Origin of the sequence: Pseudoalteromonas sp. Z1A6, from assembly GCF_011378745.1 — a bacterium.
GTDB classification, from domain to species: Bacteria; Pseudomonadota; Gammaproteobacteria; order Enterobacterales; family Alteromonadaceae; genus Pseudoalteromonas; species Pseudoalteromonas arctica.
The window spans coordinates 1-5,204 of the sequence record NZ_WTKW01000292.1; the positions used below are offsets into that span (position 1 = coordinate 1).

General features: G+C 39.8%; 5 protein-coding genes. 2 read left to right on the forward strand and 3 right to left on the reverse strand.

Annotated elements, in window-relative coordinates:
• Nucleotides 1–81 precede the first annotated feature (81 nt).
• Nucleotides 82–936, forward strand: a complete 855-nt coding sequence (locus tag GQR46_RS15655; RefSeq protein ID WP_165741417.1) for a mechanosensitive ion channel domain-containing protein — start codon at nt 82–84, stop codon at nt 934–936.
• A gap of 86 nt (nt 937–1,022) precedes the next feature.
• Here the strand turns inward: GQR46_RS15655 and astB are convergent, their stop codons facing one another.
• The 3 genes from astB to GQR46_RS15670 all read right to left on the reverse strand — a co-directional run bounded on the left by astB (nt 1,023) and on the right by GQR46_RS15670 (nt 4,592).
• Entirely contained in the window at nt 1,023–2,369 is a 1,347-nt protein-coding gene (gene astB, locus GQR46_RS15660; RefSeq protein WP_165741418.1) for an N-succinylarginine dihydrolase, read from the reverse strand.
• A 636-nt stretch (nt 2,370–3,005) separates the two neighbouring features.
• A complete protein-coding gene (locus GQR46_RS15665) occupies nt 3,006–4,112 on the reverse strand; it encodes an L-dopachrome tautomerase-related protein (protein WP_165741419.1) in 1,107 nt (368 codons plus the stop codon).
• Nucleotides 4,113–4,157: 45 nt separating this feature from the next.
• A complete protein-coding gene (locus tag GQR46_RS15670) occupies nt 4,158–4,592 on the reverse strand; it encodes a MarR family transcriptional regulator (protein WP_165741420.1) in 435 nt (144 codons plus the stop codon).
• Between the two features lie 129 nt (nt 4,593–4,721).
• Here GQR46_RS15670 and GQR46_RS15675 point away from each other — a divergent pair, with 129 nt between their 5' ends.
• Entirely contained in the window at nt 4,722–5,150 is a 429-nt protein-coding gene (locus tag GQR46_RS15675; protein WP_165729437.1) for an organic hydroperoxide resistance protein, read from the forward strand.
• Nucleotides 5,151–5,204 lie beyond the last annotated feature (54 nt).

Below are 5,204 nucleotides of genomic sequence, written 5' to 3' on the forward strand. Positions count from 1 at the left end.
CGCGCCACTTCTTTTGAAGTCGGTTTTTATTAAATTTAACCATTATTTTGCTGAGTTTCAGCCACATTTATCGGAACAAACATGAAAGAGAAACTTTTAGCGTTTTGGCAAAGCCATTCAGAAACAATCATCACTTTAGGTTACAAAGTGGTTTTAGCATTGGCGATTTTAGTTGCGAGCGCGCTTATTGCGCGTTCGGTTAAAAAAGCGATTAAAAACTCTAAATCGCCATTAAAAAGAGTGGATAGTACGCTGCTTCCTCTTTTATCGAGTATTGCTGGTTATTTAGTTTATATAATTGGCGGGCTATTTATTTTAGATATTTTTGGCGTTAATACGGCAAGCTTAATTGCGCTAATGGGCGCTGCTGGTTTAGCGATTGGTTTAGCTCTTAAAAATACGCTGAGCAATATTGCCGCTGGAATTATGCTATTAATACTCAGACCTTTTAAAATAGGCGACTTTGTTGATGCCAGTGGCACGCTTGGCACGGTGAGTGAAATACATTTATTTACTACTATTTTTAAAACCACCGACGGTCTTTATATTGCATCCCCTAACAGTAAGGTGTGGGGTGGCAATATTAAAAACTTTACCCGTAATGGCAAAAGACGAATGGACATAGTGGTGGGTATTTCCTATGCCGACTCTATTGACGTTGGTTTAAATGTGCTTAAAGAATTAGCCGCATCAGAGAGCCGATTACTCGCAGAGCCTGCACCTAAAGTAATGGTGACATCAATAGGTGAAAGCGCGGTAAACATTCAATTACGTGCATGGACTGTAAATGGTGATTATTGGCAAACTGTGTGGGATTTAAATAAACGTGTTAAAGAAGCTATTGAAGGTGCTGGGCTGAGTATTCCGTTTCCGCAGCGTACGCTGCATATATCTGAGTCTATGGCGTCGGCCATTACGGTTAATAAAGACGTTTAAATTCTAGTAGCACAAACACAAGCACAAATAAAAATAGCGAGCCTTTGCTCGCTATTTTTGTATTAGCCTTTGTATTGACTGAGGTATTAACGCTCTAATTGAAAGTCGTACACTGAGCCTAAATTAAGTAATTGTGTAAGCTCATCAAGTGCTTGGTAGCTTTCGGTGAGTAGGGCTGAGTCTGCAAAGTCACTTGCGCCTAGCTTGTCGCGGTAGTTACGTTTAGCCCAGTCACACAGTTGTGTGTATTTAGTATCCGTTAAAATAACCTCTGGGTTTACCGCAGCAAGTTCTTGCTCGTTAAGAGCCACACGTAAACGCAAACACGCAGGTCCGCCGCCATTTTGCATACTTTGGCGTAAATCAAAAAACTGCACTTGGTTTACTGGGTTATCCGCCATGATCATTTCTTCAATGTACGCATTAACTGCGCTGTTACGTTTACACTCTTGTGGTGCCACTAACAGCATTGAACCATCTTCAAGGCTCACTAGCTGGCTGTTAAATAAATAGCTACTTACAGCGTCGGTAATGCTTACTTTATCGGTAGGTACTTCAATAATATAAAATTCTTTATTGCCCACATACGCTTCGCGAATATCTTGCAGTGCCAAAGCTTGGTTTAAAAATGCTTGCTGGTGGCACAGTAATACGTTGGCGTTACCTACTGCAATTACATCGTTATGAAACACGCCTTGGTCTATTACGTCTGGATTTTGCTGTAGTAAAATTTGGCTTGAATCTTTTAAGTTATGTAAGCGACAAATTGCTTCTGAGGCTTCAAGTGTTTGCCTTGCAGGAAACTTAGCGGGTTTTGGTAATTGGCTGTTAAACGCGCTGGCACCAAATACAAACATTTCAAGACCTTGCTCGCCGTGGCTGTCACAAAAACGAGTATGGTTTGCTGCACCTTCGTCGCCAAAAAAGCCTTGGTCTGGCAAATGGGTATGGTGTGCAAAGTACTTGTCGTTATTAAACATGGCTTTTAATAAGCGTGTTGTGGTTGCAGGCTCTAATGAACGATGAAACTTATTATTTAAATTAGCTGAAGTAAAATGTACTTTGCCGTCGGTTGTATCAGGAGATGGCGATACCGTAGCGGCATTAGCTGTCCACATTGCAGATGCTGAATAACACGCACGTAATAAAATAGGATCGGCTTTAAACGCTTTATGAATGACTTGTGCATCGTTACCGGTAAAGCCTAAGCGGCGTAGTACGTTTAAGTCGGGGCGTGCATGAGGGGCAAATACACCTTGAGTTAGGCCTTTGTCGTGCATGGCTTTCATTTTTTCAAGGCCTTGAAGTACCGCCTCTTGAGGATTTGAAAAGCTTGCTGCGTTATTCAACGAGGCAACATTACCATACGATAAACCAGCGTAGTTGTGAGTAGGACCCACTAAGCCATCAAAATTAACTTCCAAAGCGTTCATACACGTTCCAATTAAAAATTTTCAATAGGGTGCAACAATACAATGCAATTGAGCTGCTTGCAAAGTTATAAACGCAGTGTTTTTACTAATTTTTTGATGTTTTTAAATGTGGAGTTTATTACAAGAGGGCTGTTTTTATATTGAACGGTTAATTTAAGTTTAATAAAAAATGTACGCATAAATTTCATAGTGCGCAAAAGCTTAGCCTAAAGTAGGTTTATACATTTAAGCTTTATGCCAAGCCTTTACACAATAAGATGCTACTTAACATAGGCGCGTTCTTTATCAGCGGTAGTGCGGGTATTTGTAGGGTCGTTAACTTGCCAAACGCTAATGTCTAAACGCCATAAAAGGTAAAGGGTATGATATAAGTTGAACATGGTTTTTCCTTGGTATTTTCACTGAACACATCAGTCTATAGGAAGAAGTATGCCAACATTAACTTGAATATTTTATGAATAGAAATCAGGTGTTTAGTATTTAAGTGTAAATACATACTTAAGGGTTAGCACCAAAGTGGTGAAGCATTATTAAAAAGTGCACCAGCGTGGTGTTTTTTCTAATAAAAGCCCTGCAACTATTGGGTCACTTAAATGTGCAAGGCTTTTTAAAAAATGTAGTCACTTAAAAAGTAAATTAACGGCCTACTTTTCCTTTTACTAAAGGCTCAAACGACATTACTTTAAACTTACCGTGGCTTTTATTTTTACCATTATTAAGTACAGGCGAATTATGTAAATCGTCAACGGTAAAGTATATTTTATCATCAGCTCCGTAGCTAAAACCATCTGGCCAGCTAAGACGATCGTCTTTAAATAATACTTCGTAGTCGCCAGTAGGTTTAATTACGCCAATTGCACCGTTGGTTATGTCGGTTACGTATACGTTACCGCCGCCATCAACAATAATACCGTCTGAAATTGGCTTAGTGCCGTAACGCGTAACTTTATCCTCAAGTGCTTTAGCCGAAAGGCTCTCGTTATTTATATCGCTGGTGGCAATACGGTAAACCGACGTGCCCGACATAGATCCAAAGTAAAGCCAGTCTTCGTTAGGGTCAAGCGTAATTGGGTTAACACCTAAGCGGGCAGGTTGTCCGCCAATGCTCATAGTGCGGCCATCAATAACCATATCGATATTTTCGGCTGTAGTGTAATGGCTATCTTGTAATACTCTGCGAGCGACACCTGTTTTAAGGTTAACCGTAATAATAGCGGCTTGGCTGCCATGGGCTGTGTCGGCAATGTATACAACGCCATGTTTATTATCGATGACTAAATCGTTTAAAAATGAGGTGTCGGTAATCATTGGTTTTGCGAGGTAAATAATTTTATGCAGTTGCTCTTTATTTGTATCCCAACCCACTAAGCGCCCAGCGCGATCTGGCCCTGATGTGTCGAGCATCCATAAAACGCCATCGCTTGATACGTTTATGCCAAGTACATCGTAAAAACCTTTACCGTTATTGTACGCGTAAGCCCATTCTTCATTAGGGTAGGGTTTAGTTGTGCCATCGCTTAAAAGCTCCATAATTTTTTGCTTTTGGCCGTAAAAACCATGTACTGATAAAAACTTTCTACCCGATGGCGTAATAGCAATGTTACCCGGTGGGTGCTGCGCATCAAACGTGGCTACTGTTTTTAAATCAGCATTTTGATTAGCGGTATTAGCAAGTACGGCGTTGCTGCCTAAAAGTGCAGTGCTACATGCCGCAGCTAATAGTAATTTTTTAATATGAGTCATTTTTAAAACCTTTTAAAACACGTTTATTGTTTAAAAATTAAGAGCCTAATCGGCTAAGTCGTTTACTACTAAATCGAGCAGCTGCATCAACTGCTTCGCTTGTGTTGCATCTACACTATCAAATTTACATAAAATATTTTTAGGAATATCGGCTGCTTTTAACTTAAGTGATTGGCCATGCTGGGTTAGCTTCACTAGGCGTTTGCGTTTGTCGTGCTCATCTTTAATAACAGCCAGTAATGATTTTTCGCTCATTTTTTTGAGTATTTGGGTCATTGCACCGCCGTCGATCGCGGTTTTATCTATTAGCCCTGCAATTGTTATTTCGTCTTGCTCCCACAGCGCCATCATTACTACGTATTGCGGGTAAGTTAAATTTAGCTCGTTTAAAGGCTCGCGATACGCACGCGCAATGCTGTTAGATGCCATATATAACCGGTGGCATAACTGATTTTTTAACTTTAATTGCTCAAACGGCATAACGTTATCCTTTATTTCAATACATGCTATTTTAATTTGCATGCAAAGTATTTGCAATCTCTAATTACTTGCTCTATTATTTTGCACACAAACTAAATTGATTGATATTTTAAAACTTTGGAGTTCATTATGAATGTATTACAAAACGTAGCTTACACAGCAAAAGCAACTGCAACTGGCGGCCGTGAAGGCGTAGCTAAATCTGATGATGGTCGTTTAGATGTAAATTTATCAACACCTAAAGGTTTAGGCGGAGACGACGGACAAGGCACTAACCCAGAGCAATTATTTGCCGCAGGTTATGCAGCATGTTTTATTGGCGCACTTAAATTTGTAGCAGGTAGCGAAAAAATAGATTTACCAAGCGACACACATATTAATTCACAAGTGTCTATTGGTGCTATTGAAGGCGGTTTTGGTATTGCAGTAAAATTGGCTGTATCACTAGGTGATATGGATAAAGCAGCTGCGCAAGAGCTTGTAGATAAAGCGCATCAAGTATGCCCTTATTCAAACGCAACACGTGGCAATATTGAAATAGAGCTTTCTGTTATTTAATAACTAAATAAAGAAAAGTTATAAAAGCACACAACGACAACTAGTCGTTGTGTG